This window comes from Streptomyces sp. NPDC059740, from assembly GCF_042733155.1.
GTDB lineage: Bacteria > Actinomycetota > Actinomycetes > Streptomycetales > Streptomycetaceae > Streptomyces.
Window position 1 is genome coordinate 1 of the sequence record NZ_JBHWGP010000023.1, and the last position, 15162, is coordinate 15162.

The following is a 15162-nucleotide window of genomic DNA, read 5'->3' on the forward strand; positions in this document are numbered from 1 at the left end:
GCCCCGTCGGGCGCGCCCGCCGCCGGCCGCGGCCCCGCGGGGGTCAGTCCTGCAGTCCGGTGAAGCGGCCGCGGTGGTAGAGCAGGGGCCGTCCCTCCGAGAGCACGTCGCCGGTGACCAGTTCGGCCAGGACGACGCGGTGCGCCCCCGCCGGGACCCGGGCCGCCACCCGGGCGACGACCCGGGCCAGTACGCCGTCCAGCAGCGGCACGCCGTACGGCCCGCTGCTCCACCCGGTCGCGGCGCCGAACCGGTCCGCGCCGCTGGTGGCGAAGGTCGTGGCGAGCGGTAGCTGGTCCTCGGCGAGTATGTGGACGCCGACGTGCTCGGCCTCCGCGACGGCGGGCCAGCTCGAGGAGGTGGTGGAGATGCCGAAGGAGAGCATCGGGGGCGCGGCCGCCACGGAGCTCAGCGAGGTGGCGGTGAAGCCGACCGGGCCGGTGGTGGCGGTGTGCGCGGTGACCACGGCGACGCCCGCGGCGTGCTGCCGGAAGACCGAACGCAGCAGGTCGCCGTCGGCGGACGGGGCCTGGCGCCGGTGGGTGCGGTCTGCGGAGACGGACATCGGGGGTCCTTCGGGTCGGGGGCGGGCGTCGATCGCGGGGAGGGGCGGGCCGGGGCGGCTTCCCGGCCGGCCGCGCGACCGGCCGGAGGGCCGCGGGCTCCTCAGCTCATCGCCGCCCCCAGCGCGGCGATGACGTCCGCCTTGCGGGGCGCTCCGGCAGCCCGGCGCACGACCGTCCCGGCCGCGTCCAGGACCAGCACCGTGGGGGTCCGCTCCACCTCCAGGGCGCGGACGAGTCCGAGCTGCGACTCCGCGTCCACCTCGACGTGGGTGACGCCGTCGACCAGCGCGGCCACCTCCGCCAGAGTGCGCCGCGTGGCACGGCAGGGCTGGCAGAAGGCGGTGGAGAAGTGCAGCAGCGTCGCCCGGCGGCCGAGTTCGGCCCCGATGTCGGCGCCGGTCAACCGTCCGTGGTGGTGCTCCATGGCCTTCCCTCTGCTCTCGCCCCGCGTACGGGCACGCTCTCATCCCGCCTGCGGGCACCGACTGGCGGGCTCCTCGCTCGTCCGCCGGCGGCAGTTCGGCTGACGTCTGCGCAACACCGCGGTGCCCTCGAACCTTCCCGCGACCGTGCCGGGCACGCGTACGTGACGAGGATTACGCGGCAGGGCCGGCCGGAACTGTGGTGTGTGACGCCCGGGTACGGCACGATCTGCGAAAAGTCGTGGTTACGGCTGCGTAGCTTCCATCCGGGTGACCTCCCCGGCGTACTCGCAAAGGGGATTCCGCGATGCCGGAACTCGTCTACCCACCCGTCATAGCCTTCGCGCGGACGGCCTTCAAGGCCATGGACCTCCGCTTCGACGTCGAGGGGGCGCACCACATACCGCGGCAGGGCGGAGGCGTGCTGGTGAGCAACCACATCTCCTACCTGGACTTCGTCTTCTGCGGCCTGGCCGCCCGGCCGGCCCGCCGCCTGGTGCGGTTCATGGCGAAGGAGTCCGTCTTCCGCCACCGGCTCTCGGGGCCGCTGATGCGGGCCATGAAGCACATCCCGGTGGACCGTTCCGAGGGGGGCGAGGCCTACCGCCACGCGCTGGGGAAGCTGCGCGCCGGTGAGGTGGTGGGCGTCTTCCCCGAGGCGACGATCTCCAGCTCCTTCACGCTGAAGGCGTTCAAGTCGGGGGCGGCGCGCCTGGCCCAGGAGGCGGGGGTGCCGCTGCTGCCCATGGCGCTGTGGGGCACGCAGCGACTCTGGACGAAGGGGCACCGGCGCGAACTGGGCCGCAGCCACCTGCCGATCTCCATCCGGGTCGGCGAGCCCGTGGCGGCCGGTTCCGCGGAGGAGCCGGAGGGGATCACCGAGCGGTTGCGGGCCCGCGTCCAGGAGCTGCTGGAGAGCGCCCAGCGCGCCTACCCGGCGCGCCCCCGCGGACCGGAGGACTCCTGGTGGCTCCCCGCCCACCTCGGCGGCACCGCCCCGGCCGCCGGGGCCTGAGCGGCTGCCGGGCACCGCACGCAGGGGCGGGGCGACGCCGGGAGCGTGCGGGCACCGGTTGGCACCGGCACGTCGCCCCGGCCCCGGTGCGCCTCTCCCCCGGCCGGCTGCCCCCCGGGTCACTCCGCGCGGCGCCCGCCCGGCCCCGGGCGGGCGGGGCGGGGGCTCACCGCCCCAGTTCCTCCCGCAGGGCGTCGACGAACGCGTCCACGTCCTCCTCGGTGGTGTCGAAGGAGCACATCCACCGCACGTCCCCGGCCGCCTCGTCCCAGAAGTAGAACGGGAACCTCTTGCGCACCCGCTCAGCCGCGTCGTGCGGCAGCCGCGCGAACACCCCGTTGGACTGCACCGGGTAGAGGATCTCCACCCCTGCCACCTCGCGCACCCCGGCGGCCAGGCGCTGCGCCATGGCGTTGGCGTGGCGGGCGTTGCGCAGCCACAGGTCGCCTGCCAGCAGCGCCTCCAGCTGGACGGATATGAAGCGGGACTTGGAGGCGAGCTGCATCGACAGCTTGCGCAGGTGCGGCAGGCCGCGGACGGCCCCGGGGTTGACCACCACCACGGCCTCGCCGAGCAGGGCACCGTTCTTGGTGCCGCCGAAGCTGAGGATGTCGACGCCGACCGCGTTGGTGAAGGTGCGCATCGGCACGTCCAGGGTGGCCGCAGCGTTGGCGATGCGGGCGCCGTCCATGTGGACGACCATGCCGCGCTCGTGCGCGTGCTCGCAGAGCGCCCGCACCTCCGCCGGCGTGTAGCAGGTGCCCAGCTCGGTGGTCTGGGTGAGGGAGACCACCTGCGGCATGGCGCGGTGCGGGTCGTCCCAGCCGTAGGCCTCGCGGTCGACGAGTTCCGGCGTCAGCTTGCCGTCGGGGGTGGGCACCGTCAGCAGCTTCAGGCCGCCGACCCGCTCGGGCGCGCCGCACTCGTCGACGTTGATGTGTGCCGACTCCGCGCAGATCACCGCACCCCAGCGCTCGGTGACCGCCTGGAGCGCGACGACGTTGGCGCCGGTGCCGTTGAACACCGGGTACGCCTCGGCCGTCGGTCCGAAGTGCCCGCGCACGACCTCCTGGAGCCGCGCGGTGTAGGCGTCGGCGCCGTAGGAGGACTGGTGGCCGCCGTTGGCCACCGCGAGGGCCGCCAGCACCTCGGGGTGGACGCCGGCGTAGTTGTCACTGGCGAAGCCGCGCTCCTCGGGGTCATGGCGGCGGCGCACGTCGGTGCGCGCCCCGCCCTCCTCCCTGGCGCTCCTGGCCTGGGACATCCTGGCGGTCACGGTTCGGGGGTCAGCCACAGGCGCTGTCCGTTCACTTCCCGGGCGGGCCGCTCCCAGGCACCGGTGACGGCCTCGGCCAGCTCGGTGACGTCGGTGAAGCCCGCGAACTTCGCGTTCGGTCGTTCGGCGCGCATCGCGTCGTGGACGAGCGCCTTGACCACCAGGATCGCAGCAGCCGCCGGCGGCTCGCCCTCGCCCCCGGCCTTGGCGAAGCCGTCGGCCAGGGCCAGCGTCCACGCCTCGGCCGCGGCCTTGGCGGCGGCGTAGGCGGCGTTGCCCGCGGTGGGCCTGCCGGTCGCGGCGGCGCTGACCAGGAGGAAGCGGCCGTCACCGCTGCGCCGCAGGGCGGGGTCGAAGGCCAGCGAGGTGTGCTGCACGGTGCGGATGAGCAGGTTGTGCAGGTGGTTCCAGTCGCCGAGGCTGGTCTCGGCGAAGTTCTTCGAGCCGCGCCATCCGCCGACGAGGTGCACCAGGCCGTCGACGCGGCCGAACTCCTCCTCCGTGCGGTCGGCCCAGGCGCGGGTGGCGTCGAGGTCGAGCAGGTCGACCGTCTCCCCCACGACCGGCGCACCGCCGTGCGCGAAGCTGGCCGCGTCGACCGCCTCCGCCAGGCGCTCGGTGGCGGCGTCCACGGCCGCCACCGTGGCTCCCGCCTCGGCGAGCCGCAGCAGCGTGGCGCGGCCTGCGGGGCCCGCGGCGCCGGCCACCGCCACCACACGGCCCTCCAGTGGTCCCTGACCGACCGGCACCGTCATCGCAAGCCTCCCGCTCCGTGGCTCCTTTGGCGGACCGCACGGCTGATGCGGTCCGCCTCCTGCCTCTTCCCATCCTGCCCGCTGCGCGTCCGGCGCGCCGCCCCGTCCAGATCCCTCACGCGGCCGCCTCCACGGGGCTGTGGGCGGTGATGCCGCGGGTCGAGGCGATGACCTTGCGCAGTTTCTTGGCCAGCGCCTCGTAGAACATGCTCAGCGGGAACTCGTCGGGCAGTACCTCGTCGACCAGCTTGCGGGGCGGCAGGTCGAGGTCGAGGGCGCGCGGCCCCCTGGCCCACACCGAGCCGGGGTGCGGCGGGAGGTACCCGGAGACCAGGTCGTAGGCGGCGAACCAGTGGACCAGCTTGGGCCGGTCGATGCCCTCCCGGTAGAGGGTCTCGATGCGCTCGCACAGCTCCCCGGTGACCGCGGGCAGCCGCTCCCAGTCGACGTGGAGGGTGTTGTCGGTCCACCGCAGCACCTCGCGCTGGTGCAGGTGGGCGAAGAGGAGCTGGCCGCCGAGCCCGTCGTAGTTGCGCACCCGCTCGCCGGTGACGGGGAAGCGGAAGAGCCGGTCGAAGAGGATCGCGTACTGCACGTCACGGGCCTGCGGGACGCCTTCCGCGGCCAGCTGGACGGCCTCCCGGAAGGCGGTGAGGTCGCAGCGCAGCTCCTCCAGCCCGTACATCCAGAACGGCTGCCGCTGTTTGATCATGAAGGGGTCGAAGGGCAGGTCGCCGTGGCTGTGCGTCCGGTCGTGGATCATGTCCCAGAGGACGAACGCCTCCTGGCATCGCTGCTGGTCCGCCAGCATCGCGCGGACGTCCTCGGGGAGTTCCAGGCCGAGGAGGCCGACGGCGGCCTCGCTGACCCGCCGGAAGCGGGCCGCCTCGCGGTCGCAGAAGATGCCGCCCCAGCTGAACCGTTCCGGCGCCTGGCGCACCGCGATGGTCTCCGGGAAGAGGACGGCCGAGTTGGTGTCGTACCCGGCGGTGAAGTCCTCGAAGGTGATGCCGCAGAACATCGGGTTGTCGTAGCGGGTACGTTCGAGCTCGGCGAGCCAGTCGGGCCACACCATGCGCAGCACGACCGCCTCCAGGTTGCGGTCGGGGTTGCCGTTCTGGGTGTACATCGGGAAGACGACGAGGTGCTGGAGACCGTCGGCACGCCCCTGCGAGGGGTGGAAGGCCAGCAGCGAGTCCAGGAAGTCGGGCACCTGGGCGCCCTGCTCCACCCAGCGCCGCAGGTCCGCCGCGAGCGCGCGGTGGTACTCGGCGTCGTGCGGCAGCAGCGGGGCCAGCTCGTCCAGGGCGGCGAGGATGCGCTCCACCTGCTGCCGGACGTCGGCGAGCGTCGGTCCGCCCTCGGTGTCGAGGTCCACCGAGCCGTCGGCGCGCTGCCAGCCCCGGATCACCTCCACCGCCCCCTTGAGGACGGGCCAGGCCGCGTGCTCGACCACCCGCGGCGGGGTCGCGGGGGATGCCGCCCCCTCACGGGCACCCACAGGCGAAAGAAGTTCCGTCATGACCACCCTCCAGCAGGACGTCGTGTTGCCGACTCACCGTATCGAGTACCCATCTTCCTCTCAAGACGATCAGAAGAAAATTCTCCTGTCGAAGCGCGGAACCCGAGATGTTCTTCCTGCGCACCCCTACTTCGCACCAGTTTCTTCTGTTCGTACGCTGTTCGGGGGTTGAGTCGCCGGCAGGCGGGCACATGAAGGTGTTCGGCCCTCGGGCGCACTGCCGGACGCGCTCCCCCGACCCCGTACCGTGGGCTGCGGCGGGAGCCGACCGCCCCGCGCACCCGACACAAGCGAGGCCGTCTTGACCTTCCTCAGCATCGGTCACCGGGGACTCATGGGAGTCGAACCCGAGAACACCCTGCGCTCCTTCGCCCGCGCCGAGCGGGAGGGCGTGGACCTGGTCGAACTGGACCTGCACCTGAGCAAGGACGGTGCGCTGGTCGTCATGCACGACACCAAGGTGGACCGCACCACCGACGGGTCGGGGGCCATCGCCGACCTCACCCTGGCGGAGCTGCGGAGCCTGGACGCCGGGGAGGGTGAGCGGGTGCCGGTCTTCGAGGAGGTCCTCGACGCCGTCGCGGCCCCGCTGCAGGCGGAGATCAAGGACGTGGCCGCGGCCGAGTCACTCGCGGCGGTGCTGCGCGAGCGGGACCTGCTGGACCGGGTGGAGGTGATCTCCTTCCACGACGAGGCCCTGGCGGCCACCCGCAAGCTGCTGCCCGAGGCACGCACCGCGCTGGTCGCCGGCCGGTTCAAGCGGGACGTGGTGGACCGGGCGCTGGCCGTGGGCGCGACCCGCCTCTCGCTGGACGTCCGGCGGGTGACGCTGGAGGTCGTGGAGCAGGCCCACGCGGCCGGGCTGACGGTCATCAGCTGGACGGTCAACACCGAGGACCAGCTGACCATGGTCCGGGCGATGGGGCTGGACGGGGCCGTGACCGACGAACCGGCGATCCACCGGGCGGTGCGGGCCGCGTCCTGAGATCGCTCGGGGGAGGCCGGAGCGGGCCGGGCAGCCGGTCCCCGCGCCCGATGCGGCGGTACCTGCCCGGGCTCAGCCCAGCGTCTTGACCAGCGTCTCGAACTCCAGGTCGTCGCGGTGCGGGACCCCGAACCGCTCGTCGCCGTAGGGGAAGGGGCTCATGATCCCGGTGCGCCGGTAGCCGCGCCGCTCGTACCAGGCGATCAGTTCCTCGCGCTGCCGGATCACCGTCATGCGCATCTCGGTGGCGCCCCAGCGCTCGCGGGCGGTGCGCTCGGCCTCGCCCAGCACGAGCCTGCCCACCCCGGCCCCCTGGAGGGTGGGGCGTACCGCGAACATCCCGAAGTAGGTGTGGTCCCCGCGGTGCTCGACGTGGCAGCAGGCGACCGCCTCACCCTCGCGCTCAGCCACCAGGACCGCGCCCTCCGCGCTCCGCAGCACCTCCGCGACCGCGGCGGCGTCGGTGCGCTGCCCGCCGAGCAGGTCCGCCTCCGTGGTCCAGCCGGCCCTGCTGGCGTCCCCGCGGTAGGCCGACTCCACGAGTCCCACCAGCTCGGCGACGTCCTCCTCGGTGGCGAGCCGGAAGGTGTGTACGGGGGCTGCGGGCTGTCGGGTGTCCACGTGCGTCGTCCAATCGAGTGCGAGGGGGCTCCCCCGAGGCTAACCCGTCCGCCCGGCGGGCCGGGCCGCCCCGACAGGTTTGGCTCGGGCCCGCGGTGCGCACACGACCGGCATGGTGCACGTACTGAGCAGCAGGGTCCTGCTGCGCCCCGCCGACCCCGACCGCTCCCGCGCCTTCTACGGCGAGACGCTGGGCCTCCATGTCTACCGGGAGTTCGGCGCGGGCCCCGAGCGCGGGACGGTGTACTTCCTGGGCGGCGGGTTCCTTGAGGTCTCCGGACGCGCCCAGGGCACGCCCGGCCCCACCCTCCGGCTCTGGCTCCAGGTGGCCGACTGCGAGGCCGCGCACCAGGAGCTGCAGGCGCGCGGTGTGGAGATCCGCAGGCCGCCGGTGCGGGAGCCGTGGGGGCTGGTCGAGATGTGGATCGCCGACCCGGACGGCCACGAGATCGTCCTGACCCAGGTCCCGGAGGACCACCCGATGCGGCGGGACACTCGGGGGTGAAGGTTCGGGCCGGCCCTGCCGTGCCGAGTGGCAGCGGGCAGGGCCGGCTGTGAGCGGTCGGACAGTCAGTGGGCGGGGGAGAACGACGGACGCCCACGACGGTCGTCGTGACGTCCGCAGACGTACAGGACCAGCGGAGGACCGGAGGCGCGGTCCACGATCACCTCTGCGTTGCCCGTACTGACGTGGCCGCAGCGGTAGCACGAGGTGATGGGTACTGCCCGTGGCGAGGGTTCGGCTGTTCCGGGGCGTCCCGGAGGGTTCGGGGCGGGTGCGTCATGAGATGGGTGCGGAGCGCGAGAGCCAGCGTCCGGTACAGATGCACCAGGTGGTGTCTCGCCGCCGTCGCTCGTGCGGCTCGCAGGGTCGTGCACTCCGCGCACCACGCGGTTTCCGTGGTCGTGCGGTCCACGTCCGGGCTCTCCATCAGTAGGAGTGGTCATGCCGCCAGAGTGCCGCGGCGGAGGAAGGAGGCGCGACGACTGTCAAGGCGTCACTCCGGCGCCTGAAAGGGCGTCATTTCGGTGTCACAGCAACCGGAAAAGTCCTACCGTGACGACATGACCGTGCCGAACGCGACACTTCAGGCCATCCGTAAGGGGATGCTCATGTCACAGGACGACTTCGCTCGCGCCCTGCGCGCTGCCGGGGCGCGTGCCGGTGAGCCGAACGACGCGACCAAACGTCTCGTACAGCGCTGGGAGTCGGGCAGTATCGGAGTCCCCAGGCCCGCCTACGCCCGGGCATTGGAGTCCGTCACCGGCCTGCCCATCGACGCTCTCGGGTTCCGCGATCTCGTGCCCATGGCCCGCGTCAGCGGCGACGGTGTGGGCGGACACGACGTGGCACCGTCCCTTTCAGGCGTCCCGCCGGTCCAGGCTGCGGCGCGGGCCGACGCATCCACCGCGCGCAGTGCCTACTCCGGCGTGTGGCTGAGCCGCTACGAGTATTTCAGCAGCGGGCGCGACAGCGCTTACACCGGCCGGCATTACGTCGTCGTCCTCCAGCACGGGAACCGCCTGGCCGTACGCAGCCTGCCTGGTTCCTCCGCCTCTCCGCTCACCATGGACCTGGAACTGGACGGTGCGGTGGTGACCGGAACGTGGACGGAGCAGACAGCGGCGGACGGGTACTACGCCGGAGCGCGCTACCACGGAGCCGTCCAGATGCTGGTCGAGCCGACAGGGCGGAGGATCGCCGGCAAGTGGGTCGGTTTCGGCAAGGACTTCGACGTCAACACCGGCCCGTGGGAACTGGTCTTCCAGGACGCCTCCACGTCCAAAGCCACCCTGGCTGCCTACAACCGTCTCCCCTGAAGGGCGCCTTGGCTCTGCGGCCGGGCGCACACACCGCGTGCGCCCGGCCGTCGGCTCACGGTGCCACGACGGACCCCAGCCCCGCGCCCGCCGGTGTGCCCAGCGTGTTGCGGCTGCAGTAGTAGGCGGACGCCGGGTCGAAGCCCTTGCTGCCGCTGCTGAGGTAGAGCACGGTCCCGTCGCCGGAGTCCTCGCCGCTCGCTCCGACGGCGAGGTCGTTGCGGCCGTAGCCGGAGAGGTCCGCGAGCACCACCGAGGAACCGAAGGCGTCCCCCGCCTCGGCCACTCCGGGCATCGCGGAGGTGTCCTGGTTGAACGCCAGGGAGCCGGTGCCCGTCATCCCGGCCGAGCCGCCGCGCAGCAGCAGCATCCCCCCGGCGTCGGCGTACCCGACACCGTCCCGGCTGATGTCCTCGCCGGGGACACCGACGGCGACGTCGGCGTAACCGTCCAGGTCGTAGTCGCCGACCGCGACCGAGGCGCCCATGTCGTCCCCGGCCTCCCCGGCACCCGACACACCGGTGCTGTCCTGGTCGACGGTGATCGCGCCGGTGGCGGTGAGGCCCGAGGCGGAGCCGCGGATCATCGTGACCTGTCCGCCGGTGTGCGCGCCGGACTCCGCCACGTTGGGCTGGCCGATCACCAGGTCGTCGTAGCCGTTGCCGTCGATGTCCCCAGCGGCGACCGAACGGCCGCCCTTGACCGGGAGGACCGCGACCTTCGCGAGGCCGCCGGCACCCCCCTTGAACCAGGTGACGCGCCCGGCTCCGGCGACGTCCACGTAGGTGAGGGCCACGTCCGCGTAACCGTCGCGGTTGAAGTCGGCGCTGACGGCGTCCTCGTGGGAGGCACTGCCGTCGCCTGCGCCGAGGGAGCCCTGCGCGACGGTGCCGGTCGGCGTGTCGACCCGCCAGGTGCCGCCCGCACCGGTACCGGCGCTGAAGACGTCGGCGTGGCCGTCCGCGTCGAAGTCGCCCACCGCCACGGCCGAACCCGCCCGGCCGCCGGCGCCGGTGCCGATCGCCTGGAAGCCGGTGGTGAGGTCCGGGCCGTACATGACGGTGACGGTGCCCAGGTCGGCGTTGCCGTGCGTGTCGTCCTCGCCGGGGGCGCCCACGGCAAGGTCGGCGGCACCGTCGCCGTTGACGTCGCCCCAGGCGGTGGCGGCACCGAAGCCGTCACCGGCCTCGTCGCTGCCCGGGACGCCGGTGGACGCCTGGCTGATCGTGCGCCGCGCGGCGGTGACGGGCCCGTCCTCACCGCCGGGGACGACGGTGACGGAGCCCGCGCCACCGGTGGTGGCGGGGGTGCCGAGGGCGAGGTCCGCCAGGCCGTCGCGGTCGGTGTCCGCGGTCGGCAGTGCGGCGGACACGCCGGGCTCGGCCGCCAGCGTCCGGATGGTGGGGAGCGCGCTGTAGAGGTGGGCGCCGGGGCAAGCCGTCGCGTTGGTGTCGCGGTGGCCGAAGACCCGCGGCAGGGTCACCGACTCACCCTTGGGGATCAGGTTCCCGTCGACCCCCTTGTCGCTGCCGGAGACGAGCGTGACCTTGTCGGTCGGGTCGATGCCGTACATGCCGAACTTCCAGGCGACGACCCGGGCGATGGCCCGCAGTGCGGCGTCGGTGGGCTGGGCGCTCTCGAAGTTGCCGATGTAGGAGATGCCGAGGGTGTTGGTGTTGAACCCGATGTCGTGGGCGCCGACCACCGGCAGGTCCATGCCGCCACTGCGGCCCTCGAAGATCTGGCCGCAGCGGTCGACGACGAAGTTGTAGCCGATGTCGTAGTAGCCGCGGGCGAAGTGCTCCTGCTGGATCGTGCGCATGCGGGCCGGGGAGTCGGCGCAGGAGACGCTGTTGTCGCTGTCGACCCCGGTGTGGTGGATCACGGCGGCCTTGATCTCGGTCCCGTAGGACGGTGTGCCGTCGTAGTCGGTGGAGGCGCCCCACTGGCTCTGGGTGATGACGGGCGGTTTGGCCACGGTGGACGGACGCGGCTCGGGGGCGTCGGCCGCGGCGGCCGGCTCTCCGGCCTGCGTCGAGCGTCCCGCACGGGTGGCGGGCGCCGGATCGGTGCCCGGGTCGAGGAGTTGCACCTGGAGGCCCGCGGGCTGGTGGGCGGCCTGCTGCCCACCAGCGTCGACCACGCGCACCTGGACGCCGTCGGAGTCGCCCGCCCACAGGGAGGCGGTGCCTCCCCTGGCCTTGCCTGCTTTGGCCTCCGCACCGTCCGCGCCCGACTCCTCGGCGCGCAGCGGCTGCCACCGCGACCAGTCACCCGTCCCGGTGGCGCGGGTGCGCACCTGGGCGGTGCCGTGGAGTCGGGCGTCCGGGTCGGTCCAGGTCAGCATGACGGCACTGAACCGGGTGGTGGTCCGCCGGCCGAGTACCGCCCGCCCCGCCCGGTCGCCCTCCAGCGCGAGGTGATGGACGGCCGGGGCCCGCCGGGCCTGTGTCGGGTGCGCTTGCCGGGACTGGTGCGCCTGCTCGGTCCGGTGCGTCTGCTGCGTCTGCTGCGTCTGCTGAACGGGGGCAGCACCGGCTTGGGTGGCTGCGCCTGCGACGCCCAGCAGTGTGGTCGCCAGGAGCGCCGTGAGCACCGGGCGGCTGCGGACGACGGGTCTCTCTCGGCGTGGTGCGGTGTTCCGGGGCAAAGCCCCTCCCCTCCCTCTGGGTGGGCGCCTGCCGGTCGGCGGGCACCCTGCGGCGCGGTGCGGCGGCGACCGGGGCGGGTTCCCGCCCGGCCGGGGCCGGGGCTGCCGGGTCCTGCGGTCGCGGGCGGTGCGGCGCGGGGTTGCGCGCTCCGGCTCCGCATCTGCTGTTCCGGGACGTCTCCCCACGACCCGGTCGGCCACGACACGGCGATGATCGCTGCGCCGGGGCCGAGCGTAGAGCACGGATGTGCGATTCGGGAGGGTTTCCGCCAGGCCCGTGGACCGCGGTGCCCGTGGGCGCGCGCCCCCTCGTGCCTCCGGTGCGCCGCGTGGGAGGGCGGGGCGCCTGGGCATGCTTCTCCGGTCGGGCCGCCGGTCGCCGGCGGCGACCCGCCTCACCACACGGGGGTGTGTCCTGTGCACGGTCCGCCGTTTCTCGGCTGGGCGTTGGCGCTGCTGTGCCTGTCCGCCGCCGCGTACTGCCTGCGCCGCGCCCGCCGTGGCCCACTGCCGCACCGCCTGGACGCGGCGGCGGAGGGCATGACGGGTTTGGGCATGGCGGTCATGGCGCTGCCCGAACCGGTTCCCGCCGCCCCGCCGTCGTTGTGGTGGGCGTCGGCGGCCCTGTTCGCCGCGCTCCTGGTGTGGGCGGGGTGGCGACGCTGCCTCCACCACGTGGTGGAGGCGACGACGATGCTCTACATGACGCTGGTGATGGCGCTGGCTCCCCTGGCGCCGGCTGCGGAGCCGGGGGACGGGTCGCACGTGATGATGGGGCTGCCGCTGGTAAGCGGGGCGCTGCTGCTCTACTACGCGGGTTACGTGCTGGTCTCGGGGCGGCGGCTGATACCGGCCGCGGTGGCCGTGGCACCCCTGGGCGGCGGTCGGCCCGAGGTGCTGACGGCCTGCCGGGTCGTCATGGGTACGGCGATGTTCGCGATGCTCGTCTCCCTGTGAGGGACGCGGTGCGGGGCGCTCCTCGCGTCGGCATCGGCCTCACCCCCAGGGACGCGGTGCGGGCGCTCCTCGCGTCGGCATCGGCCTCACCCCCAGGGACGCGGTGCGGGCGCTCCTCGCGTCGGCATCGGCCTCACCTCCGTGTCCCTGCACGGGAGTTCGGCCCGCGGACGCCGAAACCACACCGTCCGGTGTCGTGCGTCACTTCCGGGCCCGGGGCGTACCCAGCGGGCGGCCGCGCTCCTAGGCTGGCGGCATGATGGTCCCCCTCGCGCTGGTCCTCCTCGGCGCGCTGGTCGCGGCAACGGCGCCGCGCCTCATGGCCCGCGCCGACTGGCCCGACCGCGAACCGGTACTCGCCCTGTGGGTGTGGCAGTGCGCGGTCGCCGCCGTCCTGCTGTGCTGTGCGCTGGCCATGGCCCTGAGTGCCGCGTCGGCCTGGGAACTGGTCCGGGGCCATGTGTTCGCCCCGGCCCCCCGCGGTGTGGTGGACGCCTACCGGCTGACCCCTGCCGGCCCCTGGGCGGGCGTGCTGGCCGCCGCGCTGGCCGGCGGTGGTGCCTGGACGGCGGTGACGCTGGCCCGCGAGGTGCGGGCGGCACGGGGAAGGTTGCGCAGACGCCGTACGGATCTGCGGGCCCGCGTGCCGCGGCTGCCGGGTGAGAAGCACGACCGGCTGGTGGTCCTGGAGGGCGACCGGCCGCACGCCTGGTGGCTGCCGGGTCACCCGCCCCAGCTCGTCGTCACCACCGGGGCGCTGCGCCGCCTGGGCGACCGCAACCTCGACGCGCTCGTCGCCCACGAGCAGGGACACGACCGGGCCCACCACGACCTGCTGCTGCACTGTTCGACGGCGCTGGCCACGGCCTTCCCGCGGGTCCCGGTCTTCGCCGCCTTCCGCGACCAGGTGCACCACCTGGTGGAGTTGGCGGCCGACGACTGCGCCTCACGCCGCCACGGCCGTCTCGCCATCGCCCTGGCACTGGTCGAACTCAACGAGGACCGGGGCGTGTTCGGCCCCTGCCCGTCCCCGCTCGCCGAGGTGCCGCGCCGGGTGGAGCGCCTCCTGGACCCGGCCACCCGGTTCTCACCCGGTCGGCGCCTGCGGATGACGGCCTTCGCCACGCTCGTGCCCCTCGTCCCCCTGCTGGTCACCTTCGGTCCCGCCCTGCAGGTCCTGCGGTAACGGCCGGACCGCGCGGGAAACAGGGCCGGGCACCACGGCTCCCGCACCGGGCGAGGCCGTCGGGTGGGCCGGTGCAGTCGGTGCGGCCGGTGGGGTGCCGCGTCGCACGGCGGGGACGGCGAGCACCGCGGCCACTCCCAGCGGCATCCACAGCGCCCCGGCGGCCAGGACCGTCCGCACCCCGAACGTCTCGGCCAGCGGCCCGGCGAGCACCAGCCCGACCGGGCCCAGGACGAACGCCCCCAGGCTTCCGAAGGCCGCGAGCCGCCCCTGCTGGTCCGCGGGCGCCCACTGCTGGACCGTGGCGGTCGCGAGGGTGCCGTGGACGGCCGAACAGGCCCCGCACACCAGGGCTGCGACGCACACCCATGCCGTGTCCGCGCCCGTCGCGAGCGTCGCGGAGGGCAGCGCCCAGCCGAGGGAGGCGAGGGCCGCGAGGCGGAGCGGCCGGGTGGGCGGGCGTCGCAGCAGCGGCAGTGCACCGACCGCAGCGCCCGCACCGTAGACGCCCATCACCACTCCCCAGGCCCCCGCCCCGTCACCCCCGGCCCCTGCCCCGGCCTCGGCGAGCACCGGCCCGAGGACCAGGAACGGCCCCCAGACGAGCAGGTTCATCAGGCAGACGTGGGCAGTGGTGGCCCACAGCCAGGTCTGGGACCGGAAAAGCGACCAGCCCTCCCGCAGGTCACGGGCGAGGCTCGGGCTGCGCCCGGGCGCCGGCGCCCGGGCGGGCAGGCGCAGGAGGACGAGGACGCTGACCGCGTAGGTCGCGGCGTCCAGGACGAGAACGGCGGCGGGCCCCGAGACAGCGGTGAACAGCCCGGCGAGGACCGGCCCGGCGACGGTGGCCGAGGAACGGGCGCCCTGCAGCGCGAGGTTGGCCCCGACCAGTCTCCCGGCGGGGACCAGCCGGGGGACGAGGGCCGCGAGGGCCGGGGTGAAGAGCCCCTCCCCCACGCCGCCCAGGACCGACACCGCCAGCAACCCGGGCAGCGCATCGGCCCCCGTCACCAGCAGCAGGGCGAACGCCGCCTGGGCGCCGCAGCGCAGCAGGTCCGCCGCCAGCATCACCGCGCGTCCGCCCAGCCGGTCCGCCACGGCCCCGCCGACGAGCAGCAGCGCGGTCAGCGGCAGGATCCGCGCGGCCATCACCGCACCGAGCGCCGTTCCCCCGCCCCCTGTCGCCAGGACGGCGAAGGCCACGGCCACCGACGCCATCGACGTGCCCAGAAGAGAGGTCAGGTGGGCGACGACGAAACCGCGGAACGCCCGGACGCCGGGGTCCGGTGAGGCTCCGGGCAGGCGGAAAGGGCGGCCGGTGCGGCCGTGGAAGGAGAGGGGCACGCACAGCAGGGTGCCCGGCACTCGGCAGTACGCACAACAACT

Annotated in this window: 15 protein-coding genes; 7 read left to right on the forward strand and 8 right to left on the reverse strand. The window is 74.1% G+C overall.

Annotated elements, in window-relative coordinates; translation table 11 throughout:
• Nucleotides 1-43: 43 nt before the first annotated feature.
• Together ACFV3R_RS23195 and ACFV3R_RS23200 are read right to left on the reverse strand one after the other, a co-directional pair.
• Nucleotides 44-565, reverse strand: a complete 522-nt coding sequence (locus ACFV3R_RS23195) for a flavin reductase family protein (RefSeq protein WP_385586267.1) — start codon at nt 563-565, stop codon at nt 44-46.
• Nucleotides 566-666: 101 nt separating this feature from the next.
• Entirely contained in the window at nt 667-990 is a 324-nt protein-coding gene (locus ACFV3R_RS23200; protein ID WP_385586270.1) for a thioredoxin family protein, read from the reverse strand.
• A gap of 305 nt (nt 991-1295) precedes the next feature.
• On the opposite strand from ACFV3R_RS23200, the gene ACFV3R_RS23205 reads away from it, so the two are divergent.
• Nucleotides 1296-2003 (forward strand): lysophospholipid acyltransferase family protein, encoded by a 708-nt coding sequence (locus ACFV3R_RS23205; RefSeq protein ID WP_385586273.1) that lies wholly within the window; start codon nt 1296-1298, stop codon nt 2001-2003.
• 166 nt (nt 2004-2169) lie between these two features.
• Here the strand turns inward: ACFV3R_RS23205 and ACFV3R_RS23210 are convergent, their stop codons facing one another.
• From ACFV3R_RS23210 to ACFV3R_RS23220, 3 genes are all read right to left on the reverse strand, one after another.
• Nucleotides 2170-3267, reverse strand: coding sequence for a threonine aldolase family protein (locus tag ACFV3R_RS23210; protein WP_385586491.1), 1098 nt, complete (start codon nt 3265-3267; stop codon nt 2170-2172).
• An 8-nt stretch (nt 3268-3275) separates the two neighbouring features.
• Nucleotides 3276-4034 (reverse strand): SDR family NAD(P)-dependent oxidoreductase, encoded by a 759-nt coding sequence (locus ACFV3R_RS23215; RefSeq protein ID WP_385586275.1) that lies wholly within the window; start codon nt 4032-4034, stop codon nt 3276-3278.
• A gap of 115 nt (nt 4035-4149) precedes the next feature.
• Nucleotides 4150-5556, reverse strand: coding sequence for a DUF6421 family protein (locus ACFV3R_RS23220; protein ID WP_385586278.1), 1407 nt, complete (start codon nt 5554-5556; stop codon nt 4150-4152).
• Here ACFV3R_RS23220 and ACFV3R_RS23225 point away from each other — a divergent pair.
• Nucleotides 5555-5728: a hypothetical protein gene (locus ACFV3R_RS23225; RefSeq protein ID WP_385586282.1), complete on the forward strand. Its 174-nt coding sequence runs from the start codon at nt 5555-5557 to the stop codon at nt 5726-5728. The two genes, ACFV3R_RS23220 and ACFV3R_RS23225, sit on opposite strands and share 2 nt — an antisense overlap.
• Nucleotides 5729-5857: 129 nt before the next feature.
• On the forward strand, nt 5858-6541 hold the full coding sequence (locus tag ACFV3R_RS23230) for a glycerophosphodiester phosphodiesterase (RefSeq protein WP_385586285.1): 684 nt from the start codon (nt 5858-5860) through the stop codon (nt 6539-6541).
• A gap of 72 nt (nt 6542-6613) precedes the next feature.
• Here ACFV3R_RS23230 and ACFV3R_RS23235 read toward each other — a convergent pair whose 3' ends face one another.
• Nucleotides 6614-7162 (reverse strand): GNAT family N-acetyltransferase, encoded by a 549-nt coding sequence (locus ACFV3R_RS23235; RefSeq protein WP_385586288.1) that lies wholly within the window; start codon nt 7160-7162, stop codon nt 6614-6616.
• A gap of 112 nt (nt 7163-7274) precedes the next feature.
• On the opposite strand from ACFV3R_RS23235, the gene ACFV3R_RS23240 reads away from it, so the two are divergent.
• Both ACFV3R_RS23240 and ACFV3R_RS23245 read left to right on the forward strand, forming a co-directional pair.
• A complete protein-coding gene (locus tag ACFV3R_RS23240; RefSeq protein ID WP_385586291.1) occupies nt 7275-7667 on the forward strand; it encodes a VOC family protein in 393 nt (130 codons plus the stop codon).
• Between the two features lie 560 nt (nt 7668-8227).
• Nucleotides 8228-8983, forward strand: coding sequence for an XRE family transcriptional regulator (locus ACFV3R_RS23245; RefSeq protein ID WP_385586294.1), 756 nt, complete (start codon nt 8228-8230; stop codon nt 8981-8983).
• A 55-nt stretch (nt 8984-9038) separates the two neighbouring features.
• Here the strand turns inward: ACFV3R_RS23245 and ACFV3R_RS23250 are convergent, their stop codons facing one another.
• Complete coding sequence (locus tag ACFV3R_RS23250) at nt 9039-11330, reverse strand: N-acetylmuramoyl-L-alanine amidase (protein WP_385586296.1); 2292 nt, start codon at nt 11328-11330, stop codon at nt 9039-9041.
• Nucleotides 11331-12050: 720 nt separating this feature from the next.
• Between ACFV3R_RS23250 and ACFV3R_RS23255 the strand changes: the two genes are divergently transcribed.
• Together ACFV3R_RS23255 and ACFV3R_RS23260 are read left to right on the forward strand one after the other, a co-directional pair.
• On the forward strand, nt 12051-12590 hold the full coding sequence (locus tag ACFV3R_RS23255; protein ID WP_385586299.1) for a DUF5134 domain-containing protein: 540 nt from the start codon (nt 12051-12053) through the stop codon (nt 12588-12590).
• Between the two features lie 256 nt (nt 12591-12846).
• The gene (locus ACFV3R_RS23260) at nt 12847-13776 is read left to right on the forward strand and encodes a M56 family metallopeptidase (RefSeq protein WP_385586302.1); all 930 of its coding nucleotides are present in this window, start codon (nt 12847-12849) and stop codon (nt 13774-13776) included.
• On the opposite strand, the gene ACFV3R_RS23265 is transcribed toward ACFV3R_RS23260, so the two are convergent.
• The gene (locus ACFV3R_RS23265) at nt 13678-15120 is read right to left on the reverse strand and encodes an MFS transporter (RefSeq protein ID WP_385586305.1); all 1443 of its coding nucleotides are present in this window, start codon (nt 15118-15120) and stop codon (nt 13678-13680) included. The genes ACFV3R_RS23260 and ACFV3R_RS23265 overlap by 99 nt on opposite strands.
• Nucleotides 15121-15162 lie beyond the last annotated feature (42 nt).